This is a genomic window from Wielerella bovis, assembly GCF_022354465.1.
Taxonomy (GTDB): Bacteria; Pseudomonadota; Gammaproteobacteria; order Burkholderiales; family Neisseriaceae; genus Wielerella; species Wielerella bovis.
The window spans coordinates 1,439,921-1,456,519 of the sequence record NZ_CP092361.1 but is presented as its reverse complement, the minus strand read 5'-3'; the positions used below and the strand labels follow the sequence as shown (position 1 = coordinate 1,456,519).

16 protein-coding genes and 1 pseudogene are annotated in these 16,599 nt (G+C 42.6%); 12 read left to right on the top strand and 5 right to left on the bottom strand.

The window, feature by feature from the left end; genetic code table 11:
- Positions 1 to 197 precede the first annotated feature (197 nt).
- From murI to MIS45_RS07070, 9 genes are all read left to right on the top strand, one after another.
- Positions 198 to 1,037 carry a glutamate racemase gene (murI, locus tag MIS45_RS07110; RefSeq protein ID WP_430472142.1) on the top strand — a complete coding sequence of 280 codons (840 nt, stop codon included), beginning with the start codon at positions 198 to 200 and terminating at the stop codon, positions 1,035 to 1,037.
- A 44-nt stretch (positions 1,038 to 1,081) separates the two neighbouring features.
- On the top strand, positions 1,082 to 1,708 hold the full coding sequence (gene purN / locus MIS45_RS07105) for a phosphoribosylglycinamide formyltransferase (RefSeq protein ID WP_249450020.1): 627 nt from the start codon (positions 1,082 to 1,084) through the stop codon (positions 1,706 to 1,708).
- Between the two features lie 193 nt (positions 1,709 to 1,901).
- A complete protein-coding gene (locus MIS45_RS07100; RefSeq protein WP_430472126.1) occupies positions 1,902 to 2,591 on the top strand; it encodes a DUF3108 domain-containing protein in 690 nt (229 codons plus the stop codon).
- 19 nt (positions 2,592 to 2,610) lie between these two features.
- Positions 2,611 to 2,988: a SirB2 family protein gene (locus MIS45_RS07095; RefSeq protein WP_249441959.1), complete on the top strand. Its 378-nt coding sequence runs from the start codon at positions 2,611 to 2,613 to the stop codon at positions 2,986 to 2,988.
- A gap of 183 nt (positions 2,989 to 3,171) precedes the next feature.
- Entirely contained in the window at positions 3,172 to 3,657 is a 486-nt protein-coding gene (locus MIS45_RS07090) for a dihydrofolate reductase (RefSeq protein WP_249448104.1), read from the top strand.
- 644 nt (positions 3,658 to 4,301) lie between these two features.
- Complete coding sequence (locus MIS45_RS07085; protein WP_249450019.1) at positions 4,302 to 6,206, top strand: monovalent cation:proton antiporter-2 (CPA2) family protein; 1,905 nt, start codon at positions 4,302 to 4,304, stop codon at positions 6,204 to 6,206.
- The gene (locus MIS45_RS07080) at positions 6,203 to 6,703 is read left to right on the top strand and encodes a GNAT family N-acetyltransferase (RefSeq protein WP_249451351.1); all 501 of its coding nucleotides are present in this window, start codon (positions 6,203 to 6,205) and stop codon (positions 6,701 to 6,703) included. Before MIS45_RS07085 ends, MIS45_RS07080 begins: the two co-directional genes overlap by 4 nt.
- Before the next feature lie 220 nt (positions 6,704 to 6,923).
- The gene (locus MIS45_RS07075) at positions 6,924 to 7,997 is read left to right on the top strand and encodes a hypothetical protein (RefSeq protein ID WP_249450018.1); all 1,074 of its coding nucleotides are present in this window, start codon (positions 6,924 to 6,926) and stop codon (positions 7,995 to 7,997) included.
- A gap of 310 nt (positions 7,998 to 8,307) precedes the next feature.
- Positions 8,308 to 9,261 (top strand): asparaginase, encoded by a 954-nt coding sequence (locus tag MIS45_RS07070; protein WP_249447620.1) that lies wholly within the window; start codon positions 8,308 to 8,310, stop codon positions 9,259 to 9,261.
- 237 nt (positions 9,262 to 9,498) lie between these two features.
- On the opposite strand, the gene MIS45_RS07065 is transcribed toward MIS45_RS07070, so the two are convergent.
- Entirely contained in the window at positions 9,499 to 10,296 is a 798-nt protein-coding gene (locus MIS45_RS07065) for a phosphatidate cytidylyltransferase (RefSeq protein WP_249450017.1), read from the bottom strand.
- A gap of 145 nt (positions 10,297 to 10,441) precedes the next feature.
- Between MIS45_RS07065 and MIS45_RS07060 the strand changes: the two genes are divergently transcribed.
- Both MIS45_RS07060 and MIS45_RS07055 read left to right on the top strand, forming a co-directional pair.
- Positions 10,442 to 11,446 carry a 2Fe-2S iron-sulfur cluster-binding protein gene (locus MIS45_RS07060; RefSeq protein ID WP_249451350.1) on the top strand — a complete coding sequence of 335 codons (1,005 nt, stop codon included), beginning with the start codon at positions 10,442 to 10,444 and terminating at the stop codon, positions 11,444 to 11,446.
- A 119-nt stretch (positions 11,447 to 11,565) separates the two neighbouring features.
- A complete protein-coding gene (locus MIS45_RS07055; RefSeq protein WP_249450016.1) occupies positions 11,566 to 12,783 on the top strand; it encodes a sugar transporter in 1,218 nt (405 codons plus the stop codon).
- A 335-nt stretch (positions 12,784 to 13,118) separates the two neighbouring features.
- Here MIS45_RS07055 and MIS45_RS07050 read toward each other — a convergent pair whose 3' ends face one another.
- The 4 genes and pseudogenes from MIS45_RS07050 to upp all read right to left on the bottom strand — a co-directional run bounded on the left by MIS45_RS07050 (position 13,119) and on the right by upp (position 16,009).
- Complete coding sequence (locus tag MIS45_RS07050; protein WP_249450015.1) at positions 13,119 to 13,913, bottom strand: thymidylate synthase; 795 nt, start codon at positions 13,911 to 13,913, stop codon at positions 13,119 to 13,121.
- A gap of 64 nt (positions 13,914 to 13,977) precedes the next feature.
- Positions 13,978 to 14,928 carry a glutathione synthase gene (gshB, locus tag MIS45_RS07045; RefSeq protein ID WP_249450014.1) on the bottom strand — a complete coding sequence of 317 codons (951 nt, stop codon included), beginning with the start codon at positions 14,926 to 14,928 and terminating at the stop codon, positions 13,978 to 13,980.
- Between the two features lie 39 nt (positions 14,929 to 14,967).
- Positions 14,968 to 15,286 (bottom strand): annotated as a pseudogene (locus MIS45_RS07040) (DUF2322 family protein).
- A gap of 90 nt (positions 15,287 to 15,376) precedes the next feature.
- Positions 15,377 to 16,009, bottom strand: coding sequence for a uracil phosphoribosyltransferase (gene upp, locus MIS45_RS07035; protein ID WP_249441949.1), 633 nt, complete (start codon positions 16,007 to 16,009; stop codon positions 15,377 to 15,379).
- A 121-nt stretch (positions 16,010 to 16,130) separates the two neighbouring features.
- Between upp and MIS45_RS07030 the strand changes: the two genes are divergently transcribed.
- On the top strand, positions 16,131 to 16,517 hold the full coding sequence (locus MIS45_RS07030; RefSeq protein ID WP_249445397.1) for a hypothetical protein: 387 nt from the start codon (positions 16,131 to 16,133) through the stop codon (positions 16,515 to 16,517).
- Positions 16,518 to 16,599 lie beyond the last annotated feature (82 nt).

Genomic DNA, 16,599 nt, shown 5'->3' with positions numbered 1-16,599 from the left:
AAGATGGGTTTCAGGCTGCATTTGTTTAGATAGGCAGCCTGAAAGAATAATGAAGGCGAATGATACGCCATTAAAAGGTTTTTTGCACGATTTTTGAATATGAGATTGGGGTTTTCAGGCTGCATTTTGAATATTGACTCTATTGCAAACAGTGTATTCGCGTGTGAATAAAGATTGGTATAAAATACAATTTTTTTATGTGGCTGTTGGTCAGGCAGCCTGAAAGTGGGATTATGAACAGTAAACAACCGATTGGTGTGTTTGACTCAGGCGTGGGCGGTTTGACCGTGGTGCGTGCTTTGATGGAGCGTTTGCCCAATGAAAATATTGTGTATTTTGGCGATACGGCGCGTGTGCCTTATGGCGTGAAATCACGCAATACGATTGAAGAATTTACCATGCAAATTGTGGAGTTTTTGTTGCAACATCAAGTCAAATCTTTGGTCATTGCGTGTAATACGATTGCAGCGGTGGCGTATAAACGAGTGCAACAAATGGTGGGTAATATGCCTGTGTTGAGCGTGATTGAGGCAGGGGCGCAAGAGGCGTTGAAAGTTACGCGCAATAATCATATTGGTGTGATTGCAACCAATACGACTGTCAATAGCAATGCTTATGCGCGTGCGGTTCATGCCCATAATCCTGATACGCGGGTGTTATCACAAGCTACGCCTTTGCTTGTTTCGTTGGTTGAGGAGGGCTGGCTTGACCACGAGGTTACGCGTTTGACGGTGCGTGAATATTTGAAACCAATTTTGGCAGATGATGTGGATACTTTGATTTTGGGTTGTACGCATTTTCCGCATTTAAAACCGTTGATTAAACAAGAAGTACCACATTTGGAATTGGTAGACAGTTCCATTACAACTGCCGAAGCAACGGCACAGGCATTGGCTGCTGCGAGTTTGCTCAATACCAGTGAGCAAACGCCTGATTATCGCTTTTATGTATCGGATATTCCGCTGCGTTTTCAAACGATTGGCGAGCGTTTTTTGGGGCGCAGTTTGGAACAGATTGAAATGATGCGGCTGGGGTAGGTTTCAGGCTGCCTGAAAAATCATTACTATGAAAGAACTAAAATATGAAAAACATTGTTATCCTGATTTCAGGACGTGGCAGCAATATGCAATCCATCGTGAATGCCAATATTCCTAATGCCAACATTGCTGCCGTGTTGTCCAACAATCCCAATGCCGCAGGTTTGGCATGGGCAGCAGAACGTGGTATTGCCACCGCCGCGCTCAATCACAAAGAATTTGCCAGTCGCGAAGATTTTGACCGTGCCATGATGCAATTGATTGACCAATACGCGCCAGATTTGGTGGTATTAGCAGGTTTTATGCGTATTTTGACGCCCGTATTTTGTCGGCATTATGAAAATCGCTGCATCAATATTCACCCTTCATTGTTGCCATCGTTCACGGGTCTGAACACGCATCAACGCGCGATTGATGAAGGTTGTCGCATTGCTGGTTGCACCATTCATTTTGTTACCGAAGTATTGGACAATGGTGCGATTATTGCACAAGGCGTTGTGCCAATTTTGGACGGCGATACCGCAGATGATGTGGCAGCGCGTGTGTTGAAAGTGGAGCATCAATTATTCCCACAAGCGGTGGCGGATTTTGTATCAGGCAGCCTGAAAATTGAGGGCAAACGTGTCATCAAACAAAATCTATCCGATTCGGCAGCGCAATTATTGGCATAAATCTTGCAAGTGATATTTTCAGGCTGCATTTTGTTGTTGTGATTTATAGTGAATTCAATTTAAACCAGTACAGCGTTGCCAGCTCCCTTATGTACTATGTGTACACGGCGGTCGCTGTCGCCTTGTCCTGATTTAGTGAATCCACTATAAAAAGGCTGCCTGAAAAATAAACAAATGAAAGGAATTGAAAAAAATGATGAAACAAACTTTGATTGCGGGTGTGGTATGTGCATTATTAACAACAACTGCTCAGGCAGCGGATATACCTCAATCAGCAACTTTGAATTATCGCAGCAATTTGGGCATTCCTGCGACCATGACTTTTAAACGCAATGGCGATAACTATACTGTATCGGCGAATATCAATGTGCCAGCATACAAAATCCGTTTTGAAAGTGGCGGTAAGATTGTCAATGGTATGCTCAAACCGTCTTATTATCGTGATGTACGCAATGGCAAAGAATATGCGGCTGCTAGATTTTCGGCTGGACAAGTGTTCTTGGGCAAAAGTGGCGATAAACATACGCAGCGCACCAATGCAACCGTAATGGATTTGTTTACCTTGTCGTGGCAAATTGCATTTAGTGATGGCAAATTGCCTGCTGGTCTGCAAGTAACCAATGGTAAAAAATTGTATCGTGTAGGCAGCCTGAACGTGGCTGGCAGCAAAAAAATGAGTATAAATGGTGTGAAAACCACCGTTAATCAATTTACGATGAAACGTGAAGACAGTACCGTTCAATATGCTTTTGCGAGCGATTTGGGTAATATGCCAGCCGTGATTAGTTATTCCGATGGTGGCAAACGTTACAATTTAACATTGAAATCCGCAGTAATTAACGGTGTGTCCGTGAAACCTGCGGCGCAAAAAACATCTCAATAACCACTACGAAAGAATAAACATGAGCGCATTGTATTTACCTGTTAAACATTTTCATTTGTTATTTGTTGTCAGCACTTTGGTATTATTTAATTTACGCTTTTGGTTGCGTACAAGGCAGCCTGAAAAAACATTACCAAAAGTTTTAAAAATTTTGCCGCATATTAATGACTCTATGTTGTTGTTTTCAGGCATGTTGATGATGCACATTATTCCTTGGCAACCTTTTGGCGCACATAAATGGCTCGGCATCAAACTCTTGCTGGTGGTGGCGTATATTGTCATGGGCGTGATTTGTTTTCGGGCGCAACCGCGTAGCACAAAATGGTGGGGTGCGTATGCCCTTGCCATGTTGATTGTGGCAGTGATTGTTTATTTGGCGCGTTGGAAACCGATTTAATTGGCGTGGGCGAATAAAATAAACACATATTCGCCCAATGATAGTCGTTCAAAATAAAAATAATACCGTGTTGCCAGCTCCCTTATGTACTAGATGTACACAGCAGTCGCTGTCGCCTTGTCTTATTTCTATTTTGAACGACTATGATTTTCAGGCTGCCTTTTGTTGATTGATGAGTAAAATATGACCCAAATTACCTTAATTGCCGCACTCGCACACAATCGCGTTATTGGTGCAAATAATGACATTCCATGGCATATACCCGAAGATTTTGCATTTTTCAAACAATACACCACAAACAAGCCTGTGATTATGGGACGCAAAACATGGGACAGTTTGCCGCGTAAACCATTGCCCAATCGCCGTAATATCGTGATTTCGAGGCAGCCTGAATATATTGCAACAGGTGCGGAAGTATTTGCCGATTTGCCCAATGCCATTCAAGCGTGTGGCGAAGTAGCAGAAATCATCATTATGGGCGGCGCACAAATTTACGCCCAAGCTTTACCATTGGCGACTGATTTGCGTTTAACCGAAGTACAACTTTCGCCACAAGGCGACACGTTTTTCCCCAAATTTTCTGCACAACATTGGCGCGAAATCACGCGTGTTAAACACATTGCCGCCAATGGTATTGCATTTGATTTGGTGCATTATCAACGCAAATAATCGTTCATAGGCAGCCTGAAAACGGTTTTCAGGCTGCCTATTTATGTTTAGGGTAAATTGTATAGTCTATTATAGTGAATTCAATTTAAACCAGTACAGCGACCGCCGTGTACACATAGTATGAAACCTTTGCAAAATCCCTATCTTTGGCGTATTTCTTCGCGATGCGCTTCTCGACTGCTTGCCTATCTACATGATATGTCTGCGCATTCTGCGATGCTATCGCTTTGAACTACGCGCAAATCTAGGGTTTTGCAAAGGTTTCACTATATTTTAACCGATTATATTTAGCTTAATCCGCAATAAAAATCTATCTTTTCAGAAAGGGATTTTGTAAAATTCAGTGGGGATAAGTGCTATTACAGCATCGTTAGTAGCCTCTAAATGTAACTGCTTATCAAATTAAAAATTTTATAGCTAACCTATTTTAAAATAGTTGCAGCTTTGGCTTGTTGTGCCATGTGTACTGCTTGCAGCTTCGCTGCCTTGTATTGATTATAGTGAATTCAATTTAAACCAGTACAGCGTTGCCAGCTTCCTTATGTACTATGATGTGTACACGGCAGTCGCTGCCGCCTTGTCCTGATTTAAATTGAATCTACTATAAATTGTGCTAGCTATATTTTCAACACACGGAAACACGCATGACTTTTCTTTTGTTATACACTTTTATTTATCTCGCTTTTGCCGTTGTCTCGGTTTTATTGTCGCAAAAATTAGGGTTAGGTTCGGTATTGGGGTATTTGATTGCAGGGATTGTGATTGGTCCAGTATTGGGTTTTGTTGGTAAAGAAACCACATCTATTCAACATATTGCCGAATTTGGCGTTGTGATGATGCTATTTTTGGTAGGTTTGGAGCTTGCACCACAAATGTTATGGCAATTACGGCATAAATTATTGGGTTTGGGTGGTTTGCAAGTTTTGCTGACATTGGGTGCGATTGTGGCAATCACTATGTCGCTGGGCTATTCATGGCAAGTAGGCGTGGCGATTGGCTGTATTTTGTCCTTGTCATCAACAGCGATTGTGTTGCAAACGTATAGCGAAAAAGGGTTGATGCAAACACCTGGAGGGCAAGCGGGGTTTGCAGTGCTGCTTTTTCAAGATGTGGCGGCGATTCCTATGTTGGCATTGATGCCTTTATTGGCTGTGGGTGGTGTGGCTGCCGTAAATAATAATGATGCACATGGTCATGATGCAGCAAATTGGTTGGCACATCAATCCGAATGGGTAACGGCAGCAGTGAGTATTGCGGCTATTGTGGCGATTGTTTTGTTTGTACGTTATGTTGTGCCGATGATGATTCGTTTGGTTATCAAAAGTCGTGTACGCGAAATGTTTACTGTGTTTACTTTGATGCTGGTGGTTGGCATTGCGACATTGATGTCGGTAGTGGGCTTGTCGCCTGCGTTGGGTGCATTTATTGCAGGCGTAGGCTTGGCAAACAGTCATTATCGTCATGAAATGGAAAGTCATCTTGAACCATTTAAGGGATTATTTCTAGGATTGTTTTTTATTACGGTTGGTGCGGGTATGAATTTTGGTTTGCTGGAAAGCACATTTTTCCCCATCATCGGTATGACATTGGCATTATTATTAATTAAAGCAACCATTTTGTTTTTATTAGGTTATATTTTCAGGCTGCCTTCATTGAGTCGCCAATTATTTGCATTAAGTTTGGCACAAGCGGGGGAGTTTGGTTTTGTGTTATTGTCCATTGCGCAGAATAATAATGTATTAAGTGAAACATTGTTTGACCGTTTAAGTTTAGTTGTAGCATTGTCTATGGTGCTGACGCCATTATTGTTTATTATTTATGAAAAAGTATTCGCACCACGCGCCATTGCTGAAGAAAATGAAGAAAGTCGGGCGCATGATGAAATTCATGAAGAAAATCCCGTCATTTTGTTGGGACATGGTCGTTTTGGACAACACATCAATAGTTTGCTGACGGCTTGTGGTTTTCATCTCACTATTGTGGACAATCATGCTGAAATGGTAGAAGGTTTAACCAAATTCGGTATTAAAACCTATTATGGTGATGCGACACGTCCTGAATTATTGGGTTCAGTAGGGTTGGCGAAAGCTAAATTAGTCATCATTGCCTTGGGTAGAGAATCGGGCGCAACGCATATTGTGGAGTTTATTCGTCGCCATTATCCACATCTTCCCATTATTGCGCGTGCATATGACCGTGGACATGCCTATGAATTAAAACATGCGGGTGCCAATTACATTATTCGTGAAATTGCCGATTCTGCGATTAGAGCAGGGCGGATTGGATTGGAAAAATTGGGCGTTGAACCTGAACAAGCACGAGAGTTGAGTAAGGTTTATGCTGCCCGAGACCGTTATTTGTCCGACCGTTTGGCAGAGGTGTATGACCCCAATATCACGAATTATGCAAATGATGCGTTGATGCAAGTGTTTAAAGAAGTTGATGCTGAAACACAGCAAATGATTCAAACAATTTTGCATGGTGGTCATGTGGATTGGTGGGAAGAACATGAATCACCTGAAACGCATATGAAGAAAGGGATTTCATAATGTGGACAATGAGTGTAGCGCGACGAGAAGAACTCGCCGAAATAGTTGCTATTTACAACAGCACGATAGCGTCGCGGCAAGTAACTGCTGATTTACATCCTGTTTCGGTGGCGCAGCGCGAAACATGGTTTGATGCGCATCAATCTGAAAAACGTCCACTTTATGCGGTACACGATAAAGTTTCAGGCTGCCTTGTGGCATGGGGCAGTTTTAGTGATTATTATCCACGCGCTGCTTATCAACGCACAGCAGAAATCAGCATTTATGTGCATGAGAATTGGCGTGGTAAAGGCTTGGGTGAATGGATATTGCGCGAAATGATGCAGCGTGCGCCTACTTTGGGCATACACAAAATCGCAGCCGTTATTTTTGCACACAATGTTGCTAGCATCGTCTTGTTTCGCAAATTGGGTTATGAACAATGGGGAGTATTACCAGAAGTATGTGAATTAGATGGTAAGCTGGCAGATGTGATAATTTTGGGCGTGAGTGTTTAAGCATCTGTATTTTATAGTCGCAGAACTGAAAATGTCATACAGGGCGGTAAGCTGCAGACAGTACAAGTATTACGGCAAGGCGAGCCAACGCCGTAGTACTTTTTCAATTCTGCGACTATAATGACAGTGAAACAGTATTTACAATAAAATATTCACTCAGGCACTTGAAACCTATTCTCATGGCTGATACGCTTACAGTTTTTTTTGCTGTATTTTACTTATGAAAAAACTGGCTTATTTGATAGGTATCACTACGTTATCCGCGTGCGCACCAGCCCCTTATTCTCCCTATTTGCCCCAAGCACAATACGCGCCACAGTCTACTTATATGCAGGCTGGTGTGTATCCCAATCATTCTGTCCAGTATTATTCACCGCAATATGTTGCGCCACAGTCAGTTGTTTATATGCAGCCTGAAAACCATTATGCCAATCAATCGCCTACTGGTTATGCTGTGCCAAATTATCCGCAATATGTTGCACCACAAGTTATGCAGACCTATGCTCCACCTGTTCATTATCCCTCTGTGCCACAAGCATATGGACAGTATCCGCAATACGCAGCACCGCAAATAATCGGACAGCCTGTGTACGAGCCAGTGCCCGTTTATGCACCAGTGCCACAATATGCGCCACAAAACACGCAGCCTGTTCATTATGCACCGATTACTCATCAGCAAACTACTTATCCAACTTATGCGCAAACTCAACCTGTTTATAGGCAGCCTGAAAACCCTATGCCACAACAAACTGCGCAAATAATGGATACACAACCTCAAACTACACCCACAACCACAAAAAAACGTCCCGTACAATTTGCGAAAAACACGATATCACAGTCAGCCAGCAGCAATAAAAGCATCGTGCCATCTGGACAAAATTATGACCAACTTATAGCACGCGCCGAACAATACAGTTCAGGTCTAACTCGTTCTGTATTACGCGAAGCCCGAGAAATGACTTTCCGAAAAGAAATTGTGAAAGGGGGATGTTGGGATTATTTGGACAAAGCATGGACACGCGCTGGTGTTGGTCGTGGCGACCGAAAAGTTGTTTTTAGCAGCAAAAAAGGGGGGGTATACGCTTCGCCAGATCAACTGCGTGCAGGCGATTGGCTTTATCACATCAATTATTCCTATAAAAATATTGAGCATAGTGGTATGTTCATCGGCTGGATAGATAAAAGTCAAAATATTGGCTTAACGTTGAGTTATGCAGGAGAAGGACGCAATGAACCTGCACGATATAAACCTTATGATTTATCAGGTGTTTATCAAATTATGCGCGCGGAATAATAGATTGTATAGTGAATTCAATTTAAACCAGTACAGCGTTGCTAGCTCCCTTATGTACCATGTTGTGTACACGGCGGTCGCTGTCGCCTTGTCCTGATTTAAATTGAATCCACTATATATAGTTTGAAACTTTTGTTAAATCATGCAGACAGCCTGAAAAATTGTAGGTAACATACTTGTATTCAAAAAATTTCAAATAAAAATCAATAGTTGTTATAAATATGGGAAATATTGGATTCAAGAATCCAACCTATAATTTTGAATTTTGCAAAGGTTTCAGGCTGCCTTATCACTTATAAATCACAGAATTATGATGAAGAAAATATTTGTACTCTACACAGGTGGTACTATTGGTATGTGCCAAAGCGAACACGGTTTACAGCCTGACACACAACTGGTTCACACTGCACTTGCTCCATTTTCAGACTGCCAATTCAACTGGCATATTTGCCAGCCTTTAATTGATAGTTCTGCTGTTACGCCGCAAAACTGGGCAGATTGGCTGACTCTTGTTCAAAATGCGCTGCCACAACACGATGGTGTATTGATTTTACATGGTACTGACACGCTGGCATACACCGCCGCATTGTTTGCGTTGGCATTGGATACGCAAGGAAAGCCTATTGTATTGACAGGGTCGCAAAAACCATTTGGTAGCAACAATAGTGATGCACCAAGCAATTTACAAACTGCGATTGCTGCATTGCAACGTGATGATATTCATGAAGTTTTATTGGCATTCAATGGTAAATTATTTCCTGCGATTGGGTGCAGTAAAATCAGTACTGAAACCGATAATGGTTTTAGTAATGCTCATTTTGGTGAATGGCAGCCTGAAAATACGCCACACATATTTTCAGGCTGCCTATCGCGTCAATTTTGTGCCAATATTTCCGTGTTACCCATTTATCTTGTTCCAGCCATGAATCTTACCGCTGCTACGCATTTATTAAATACATCTGCTGCTGATGCTGCTGTATTGATGAGTTTTGGGCATGGTAATGCACCTAATGATGCAGATTTTTTGGCTGCGATTCAGCGGTTTACAGCTTCTGGAAAACTTGTGTTGAATATTAGCCAAGTAACGCAAGGTTGTACGGCTGCTGTATATGCTCAAGGTAATGCTTTGCGACAATCAGGAGCCATACATGGTGGCAAATGTAATATCGAAACCGCTATTGCCTTGTTGATGCTTGCCGTTGCGAATCAATGGACTGCAAACGAGATACAACAAGAATTATCGCGTTTGAAATTATTAGCATAATTGGTATATATTGGATTCAAGAATCAGACCTACGATTTTCAGGCTGCCTGAATGGGTTTTATAGTGGGTTCAATTTAAATCTGGACAAGGCGACAGCGACCGCCTACACCTAGTACATAAGGAAGCTGGCAACGCTGTACTGGTTTAAATTGAATTCATTATATATTTAACCTTATAGCTCACAAACAAAAGGCAGTCTGAAAACCGTTCAGGCTGCCTTAAATCAATTATTTTCTATTAATTCAACAAAATTTGTACTGCCGCATACACGCTTAACACCGCAATCAAACTGTCCACTCGGTCAAACACCCCACCATGTCCAGGTAGCAAATTGCTACTGTCTTTGATGCCAGCTGCACGTTTGAGCCAGCTTTCCAACAAATCGCCACCGATACTGACAAAAGTCAAAATGGTCGCGGCAAACATTGCAATAAACCACGATTGTTCTGCAAACAACCAACCTTGTCCACGCGCATAGCTGACATAAATCCACACCGCAAGCAAACCGCCGATGACACCTTCCCAACTTTTTTTCGGGCTTAATACAGGTGCTAATTTATGTTTGCCAAATGCACGTCCTGCAAAATAAGCGGCAGAATCCGCCAGCCACACCAATACCATTACAGCAAGTAAATGCACGGCATGGTCGCTATCGGGACGCAGCAATACTAATGCAAACCAAAATGGCAACATCAACAACCAACCAATCAAATAAGCGCGAAAATTAGCGGCAATTTTCCATTTTTGATTGAGCCACATCGGCATCGCTAATAACCAAAAAGCGAACACAAGCGCCCAAATGAATGGCGGTAGTTGCCAATTACCCAAGTAAGCAGTTAGCATGAAAAATGCGGTACTACCAAGATATTGCTGTTGTTGCTGAAACGAAAATCCTGCCAATCGCCCATATTCCCACAAGGCAAGCAAAGCGATGAGTGTGGCAAATGCTGTCCACAAAAAACTGCCTGAATAAAATAACATCAATAGCATAAGTGGCAGCAAGACGAGTGCAGTTAATATGCGTTGTTTTAACATGAGCAAACCTTTTTGAATGAATGTAAAATGTGTGTTGAAACGACTATATTATAGCTTGTTTATTCAGGTTTCAGGCTGCCTAAATCGTATAGGCAGCCTGAAACCTGCTAAAATCTACATTATTTCAAATTATTTGCAACAAACCATGTCTCAAATTACCGTTTCCCCTAGCAATACCCAATTTTCTAGCCAGTCAAACGAAACTATTTTATCCGCCGCTATTCGCAATGGCATCAATTTACCGCATTCGTGTCAAAGCGGTGTGTGTGGTAGTTGCGCTGCCAAATTGATTTCAGGCAGCATCCAAAAAAGCAGTGAATACGATGATTATGTGTTAAGCACAGACGAAATTGCCGCTGGCACGATTTTATTGTGCTGTTCGCAAGCGGACAGCGATGTAACCATAGATATGCCATCTTACGCAGGAGCAAAAGCCATTACTATTCGTACCCTACCTGCGCGCATCAACAACATTACCATTCACGATGATGTTGCCATTTTAACCGTTGCACTGCCTAAAGCACCGCCATTCAAATTCTACGCAGGACAATACATGGAAATTCTGCTTAAAGATGGTAGCCGTAGTTATTCCATTGCCAACGCACCCAGTCAAACTGATATATTGGAGTTTCACGTTCGCCATCGACCAAATGGTTTATTTTCATCACAATTATTTTCAGGCAGCCTGAAAAATGGCTCAATTATTCGTTTGCGAGGACCACTTGGTTCATTTTACCTGAATGAAGAAAGTCATAAGCCCTTAATTTTATTAGCAACAGGAACGGGTTTTGCGCCAATCAAATCCATCTTGACTCAATTAACAGAAACGCAGCCTGAACGCCATGTTCATTTTTATCATGGCACACGTTTTACTGCTGGTTTATACGATGAATCTGCATTACAAGCCTTACTTACCCAATTACCCAATGCACAATATACACCTGTCGTATCGTGTCCTGATACCTCGTGGATAGGGGCAACAGGTTATGTTACTGAACAAGTCTTGCGAGATTATGCTGATTTATCAGCTCACGAAGTTTATGCCTGCGGTTTACCTGATATGGTGCGCGACAGCAAATTGGCATTAACCACGCAAGCCAAATTACCCGAAAATGCGTTTTATAGCGATGCATTTACAGCGCATATTTAATTTTCAGGCTGTCTATTTATGCACTATAGGCAGCCTGAAAATCATTTCTGCGTTAAAATATATCATTTTCATTTAGAAAGCAGCCTGAAACCTTTTTCAGGCTGCCTACCGCAAGTATCATGAACAAAAAACAAGCACTTCATTTTCCTTACTATCGTGTCATAGCCCTCGCACTTGCTGCATTTATCTTCAATACCACCGAGTTTATTCCCATTGCCCTGCTATCCGATATCGGTGCCAGTTTCAATATGCCCGTATCCGAAGTTGGTATCATCATGACCGCATACGCATGGCTAGTTACGCTCATGTCGCTGCCCTTTATGCTGCTTACCGCCAAAATGGAACGACGAAAATTATTGTTGATTTTATTTACCGTATTCATCATCGGACACGCACTATCCGTTTTAGCATGGAACTTCACCACATTATTACTCTCGCGCATGTTTATCGCATTAGCGCATGCGGTGTTTTGGTCGATTATGTCCTCACTAACCATGCGTGTTGCACCGCGTGGCAAAAAACAACAAGCTTTGGGTTGGATGTCTATGGGCACGGCAATGGCAGCCGTATTGGGTTTGCCGCTCGGTCGTTTAATCGGACAGTATTTTGGCTGGCGAATCACGCTGGCGTTTATTGGCATTCTTGCTGCATGCGTGATGATTGTTTTAATGAAACTGCTACCTAAATTAGAAAGCAAAAACGCTGGCTCGCTCAAAAGTTTGCCACTATTAGTCAAACGTCCATTGCTGCTGGGCGTGTACGCGCTGACTGCTTTAACCATTACCGCGCATTTCACCGCATACAGTTACATTGAGCCTTATGTACTAAACATTACTAAAATGAGTGCCAATGCTGCCACTACCGTATTGTTGATGTTTGGTCTGTCTGGTTTTGTTGCCAGTTCACTATTTGGACGATTTTATCCGCGTATGCCCGATAAATTTCTTAAAATCGCAGCCAGTATATTGATTTTTGCACTTGCTACCCTGCATTTATTTGGCACTCATCCCGTTACCATGTATGGCTTGATTTTCATGTGGGGGATTGGAATTTCATGTTTGAGTCTAGCCATGACTGCACGCGTTTTATCCTATGCACCTGATGCTACCGATGTTGCCGCTTCTATTTTTTCAGGCATTTATAATATTGGTATTGGTGGAGGCGCACTGATTGGTGGCATGGTTATGAGAAATGCACAACTAGGATTGGGTGCGATTGGCTGGGTTGGCGCATTATTAGGTGCATTGGCATTGAGCATTTTCATCATTATCAGCATTAAATATCGCCACACCGCACCCAATGACGATACTCCTCAATCGCTCCATATTGCTCATTAAAAATAAACACATGGCGTTTAAACCATGCAACATTGCCAGTTTCCTATGTATAGTCGGTTAGAATCCAGCTCCTCTTATATATTTATTTGTATACGGTGGTTGCTGTCGCCTTGTCCTGATTTAAATTGAATCCACTATAATTTGAAACGACTATATAAATAAAACTTAAAATGCAGCCTGAAGAATTATTTTCAGGCTGCATTTTAAAGACAGAAATCTTTACTTCTCTAATCGCAGAATTAAAAAAGTACTACAGAGTTGGCTCGCCTTACTACATTATTTATATACTGCCTGCAGTGCTCCGTCTTGTATTATATTTTCACTTCTGCAACTCATCACACCGATACCGCTGCTTTAATATGCGGATGCGGGTCATAGTCCACCAACTCAAAATCATCAAATATAAAAGCAAATACATCTTTCACATTCGGATTGATTTTCATCGTGGGCAAAGCTCGCGGTTCGCGTGTTAATTGTAATTGCGCTTGTTCCAAATGATTGCTGTACAAATGTGCATCACCCAAAGTGTGAATAAATTCACCGACTTGTAAATCACACACTTGCGCCAATATCATTGTCAGCAACGCATAACTGGCGATATTGAACGGCACGCCCAAAAAAATATCTGCGCTGCGTTGATACAACTGGCACGATAATCGACCATTTACCACATAAAATTGAAACAGCGCGTGGCACGGTGGCAACGCCATATCGCCCACTTCGGCAGGATTCCATGCGGATACAATCAAGCGGCGACTATCGGGATTGCGTTTGATTTGCGCCACCACATTGGCGATTTGGTCAATCGTTTCGCCATTTGCGCCACGCCACGAACGCCATTGTGCGCCATACACGCGCCCCAAATCGCCGTTTTCGTCTGCCCACTCGTCCCAAATGGAAACATTGTTATCTTTCAAATATTGGATATTGGTATCGCCTTTGAGAAACCACAATAATTCGTGAATAATGGAACGCAGATGCAATTTTTTGGTGGTCAAAACAGGAAAACCTGCCGCCAAATCAAAACGCATTTGGTAACCAAATACTGAACGCGTACCTGTGCCTGTGCGGTCGGATTTGTCTGTGCCGTTGTTTAAAACGTGTTGCATTAAGTCTAGATATTGCTGCATATTTTTCTCTTTATATTGATTGTGTTATGCGATTTTTCAGGCTGCCTGAAAACCATTTTGCTATTTACAAACCGCGTTCCACCGCATCTATAAACATCGCTGCCACATCAAAATCTTTTTGCTTCATGATTTCTTGGAAACCTGTTGGGCTGGTAACATTTACTTCGGTCAAACAATCACCAATCACGTCCAAGCCAGCCAGCAAAATACCACGCGCTTTTAATTGTGGCGCGAGTGTTTCGGCAATTTCGCGGTCGCGTGCCGACAATTCTTGTGCCACGCCGCGTCCGCCAGCCGCTAAATTGCCGCGTGTTTCGCCATTTTGCGGAATCCGCGCCAAAGCAAACGGTACGACTTCGCCAGCAATAATCAAAATGCGTTTGTCGCCATGCACAATTTCGGGAATGTAACGCTGCGCCATGATGGTGCGCGTGTCCAAATGCATCAAGGTTTCCAAAATGCTGCCGATATTCGGGTCGGATTGGGTCAAACGGAAAATGCCCATGCCGCCCATGCCGTCCAGCGGTTTGACGATGATGTCGCCATGTTGCGCCAAAAATTCGCGCACTTGCGCGGCGCGAGTCGTTACCATAGTCGGCGAAGTAAATTGGGCAAAATTCAAAATGGCGAGTTTTTCGTTGAAATCGCGCATCGTTTGTCCGCTGTTATAAACCTTTGCGCCTTGCTGCTCGGCGAGTGTCAGTAATTGTGTGGCATACAAATATTGCAAATCAAACGGCGGGTCGGTACGCATTATCACGGCATCAAAATCGCGCAAGGCAGCCTGAAACGGTTCGGCAGCCTGAAACCAATTTTTGTCGTTATCATTTTGTGCGCCCAGAAATTGTATCGGCGTGGCTTGGGTGGAGATGATGTTGTCGCGCACAAATAATTGATTGGCGAGTGTGTGATGCAATGTGTGTCCGCGTTTGGCGGCTTCTCGCATCATCACATAAGTGGTGTCTTTGTAGGTTTTGAAGGTGTGTAAGGGGTCAGCAATGATGAGGATTTTCATGCGGTTTCTTTCTGGATAGGGTTTTCAGGCTGCCTATGGTTATTTGTGAATCGGTTTTAATGTGTAAACCAACTGTTCTTTTTGTACTTGCAACAATAAATCAATATTTGGGATGTTTGCCGACATTTTCACGCGCATCGGCAACGTGTTCGGCAAACCAATCCAAACCTTGTTGTGCCGCTTGCGCGTTTAGGCAGCCTGAAAATTGTTCTGCTAATGCATGATACAGTTTCAGGCTGCCTAATTTGCCTTCAATCGCAGGAATATGGTGAACTACTGCGCCTGTGTTATCGCATACATCTAAACCTGATAAATGCGTAATTTCAGGCATTTGTGCCAAATTTTCTTTAAAAGCCATGTGTATTTCCTTATAAATATTTTAGAGTGTTTTTCAGGCTGCCTTTTAATATTAATAGTTAATAGGCAGCCTGAAAATATCAGCAAAATATCAGCAATGTTTTGTACCAAAAATCTTATCGCCTGCATCGCCCAAACCAGGAATAATGTAGCCATCTTCGTTCAAATGGCTATCCAATGCAGCGGTAAAAATGGTAACATCAGGATGCGCATCATTGACTACTTTCACGCCCTCTGGCGCGGCAACCAACACCAACGCTTTGATATTTTTGCAACCTTTGCTTTTGAGCAAATCAATCGTTGCCACCATTGAACCACCTGTCGCCAACATCGGGTCAATAATCAAGGCTGGACGCTCATCCATTTTATCTACCAATTTTTCAAAATAAGACACAGGTTGCAAGGTTTCTTCATCGCGCTGCAAACCGACTACGCTGATTTTTGCGCTCGGAATCAAATCCAATACGCCGTCCAACATCCCCAAGCCTGCACGCAAAATCGGCACAACAGTTACGGTTTTACCTTTGATGCGCTCGCCCATGATTTTGCCACACCAGCCATCAATTTCATGGCTTTCTACGCAAAAATCGCGCGTTGCTTCATAAGTCATCAAACGCGCTAACTCTTTGGTTAATGTGCGAAATTTTCCTGTGCTGCAATCAGCTTCGCGCATTAAAGTTAATTTGTGTTTTACCAACGGATGGTCAATTACATGCAATGTCATTTTTCCTTACTCCTCTTGTCTTAAAAATATCAAAACAGCGCAATTATATCAAATTCACACTGTTTCAGGCAGCCTGAAAATCAGGTAAGATGACGATTTTACTCTTTCGCGGAGCATCATCATGTTTCAAAAACCTGAAGAAATTATCATGGCTATTCTCGCGGTTTTATGGGTCGCACTCAATTATTATGCCGCTGGTATCGCTACCGCAGCGAGCCTTAAATACACTTTTTTAATTTCAGGCTGTGTATTGTTGTGGACAATCGTAAGTTTTTGGTTGTGGCGCAGCGAACGTATTTTGCGTTTATATCCTGTTTTATTAGGTTTATTTATTGGCTGCTGGACATTTTGGTTAAATTATTTCGCGCAAGGCAAAACAGCAGCAGATGGCTCAACCATTTGGTATGCTACTGGATGGTTTAAACTGATTTTGGTAATTGTACCGATTGTGGCAAGCTATGCGTGGCTATGGCGACGCCAGCATCAACGAAAATTATTAGGAAAATAATAATCTGTATTCAGGCTGCCTTTGTTTAGACAAATCACACAAATAGCAGCCATAAACACAAATAACCGATATAATTCGCGCC

Coding starts and splice junctions, on each gene's coding strand:
- murI (WP_430472142.1), top strand. CDS start 198: ATGTGGCTGTTGGTCAGGCAGCCTGAAAGTGGGATTATGAACAGTAAA.
- purN (WP_249450020.1), top strand. CDS start 1,082: ATGAAAAACATTGTTATCCTGATTTCAGGACGTGGCAGCAATATGCAA.
- MIS45_RS07100 (WP_430472126.1), top strand. CDS start 1,902: ATGATGAAACAAACTTTGATTGCGGGTGTGGTATGTGCATTATTAACA.
- MIS45_RS07095 (WP_249441959.1), top strand. CDS start 2,611: ATGAGCGCATTGTATTTACCTGTTAAACATTTTCATTTGTTATTTGTT.
- MIS45_RS07090 (WP_249448104.1), top strand. CDS start 3,172: ATGACCCAAATTACCTTAATTGCCGCACTCGCACACAATCGCGTTATT.
- MIS45_RS07085 (WP_249450019.1), top strand. CDS start 4,302: ATGACTTTTCTTTTGTTATACACTTTTATTTATCTCGCTTTTGCCGTT.
- MIS45_RS07075 (WP_249450018.1), top strand. CDS start 6,924: ATGAAAAAACTGGCTTATTTGATAGGTATCACTACGTTATCCGCGTGC.
- MIS45_RS07070 (WP_249447620.1), top strand. CDS start 8,308: ATGATGAAGAAAATATTTGTACTCTACACAGGTGGTACTATTGGTATG.
- MIS45_RS07065 (WP_249450017.1), bottom strand. CDS start 10,296: ATGTTAAAACAACGCATATTAACTGCACTCGTCTTGCTGCCACTTATG.
- MIS45_RS07060 (WP_249451350.1), top strand. CDS start 10,442: ATGTCTCAAATTACCGTTTCCCCTAGCAATACCCAATTTTCTAGCCAG.
- MIS45_RS07055 (WP_249450016.1), top strand. CDS start 11,566: ATGAACAAAAAACAAGCACTTCATTTTCCTTACTATCGTGTCATAGCC.
- MIS45_RS07050 (WP_249450015.1), bottom strand. CDS start 13,913: ATGCAGCAATATCTAGACTTAATGCAACACGTTTTAAACAACGGCACA.
- gshB (WP_249450014.1), bottom strand. CDS start 14,928: ATGAAAATCCTCATCATTGCTGACCCCTTACACACCTTCAAAACCTAC.
- upp (WP_249441949.1), bottom strand. CDS start 16,009: ATGACATTGCATGTAATTGACCATCCGTTGGTAAAACACAAATTAACT.
- MIS45_RS07030 (WP_249445397.1), top strand. CDS start 16,131: ATGTTTCAAAAACCTGAAGAAATTATCATGGCTATTCTCGCGGTTTTA.